Here is a 1,304-nt window from a genome sequence, read left to right as displayed (position 1 = left end):
ATGTCGTTATGCAGATAGTGGAATTCCGCCACCTGTGTATAGCCGCCTTTGAGCATTTCGATGTAAAGCTGGCGGGCGTGCTGGCCGGAGCCTGTGTGCTGGCCATTGAATGTCAGGAATCGCGTATTGATTTCCGTCTGCGCACCCGTTATCTCGATTACAAAGCGCACAGCATTGATGAAGCGCTGACCATGATCGAAAAAGCGTGCGCAGAGAAGAAAGCCATTTCGGTGGGGCTGCTGGGCAATGCCGCTCAACTGATGCCGCAACTGGTCGCCCGTGCCAAACAAGGCGGTCTGCGTCCGGATATCGTCACTGACCAGACATCGGCCCACGACCCGCTGAACGGCTATCTGCCGGAAGGCTGGAGTCTCGAAAAATGGCAGGATGCGCGGCAGTCTGATCCGCAGTCGGTGGTAAAAGCCGCGCGGGCGTCGATGGCGAAACACGTTCAGGCGATGCTGGATTTCCATGCGATGGGTATCCCGACAGTGGATTACGGCAATAACATCCGACAGGTTGCCAAAGATGAAGGGGTGACGAATGCCTTTGATTTTCCGGGTTTTGTGCCTGCTTATATCCGTCCGCTGTTCTGCGAAGGTAAAGGCCCGTTCCGCTGGGTGGCGCTCTCCGGCGACCCGGAGGATATCTATAAAACCGACGCCAAACTGAAAGAACTGTTCCCGGATAACGCGAATCTGATCAACTGGCTGGACATTGCGCGCGAACGTATTGCCTTCCAGGGATTACCGGCGCGTATCTGCTGGCTGGGGCTGGGCGAGCGTCATCTTGCCGGGCTGGCATTCAATGAAATGGTGCGCAACGGCGAGCTGAAAGCGCCGGTGGTGATTGGCCGTGATCATCTGGATACCGGCTCTGTGGCTTCCCCGAACCGTGAAACCGAAGCCATGAAAGACGGCTCCGACGCGGTGTCCGACTGGCCACTGCTCAATGCCTTGCTCAACACCGCAGGCGGCGCGACGTGGGTCAGTCTGCATCATGGCGGCGGCGTCGGTATGGGCTTTTCACAGCATGCAGGCATGGTGATTGTGGCGGACGGCACGCCCGAAGCCGATGCCCGCCTTGAACGCGTGCTGTGGAACGATCCGGCCACCGGCGTGATGCGCCATGCCGATGCGGGGTATGATCAGGCGCAGGCGTGTGCAGAACGGAATCATTTGAATCTGCCGATGATCTGACTTGCCTTAGGTGTGGCTTATCGCTGCGTGTCTGTTATGGCCTAAGGATCTGTTTCCTTATCGGCAACCGAGAAACTCCCTCCCCTGCGAAGGGGAGGGTTGGGG

The 1,304-nt window shown here is 58.1% G+C and carries 1 protein-coding gene; it reads left to right on the top strand.

Going from position 1 to position 1,304, the window contains the following annotated elements; translation table 11 throughout:
* Nucleotides 1–1,199: urocanate hydratase (gene hutU / locus EYY67_RS24260; protein WP_341352878.1), on the top strand; the 1,199-nt coding region annotated here is incomplete at its 5' end.
* Nucleotides 1,200–1,304 lie beyond the last annotated feature (105 nt).

Origin of the sequence: Rahnella victoriana, assembly GCF_004330295.1 — a bacterium.
Lineage (GTDB): Bacteria > Pseudomonadota > Gammaproteobacteria > Enterobacterales > Enterobacteriaceae > Rahnella > Rahnella victoriana.
This window is presented reverse-complemented; position numbering and strand designations above follow the sequence as displayed.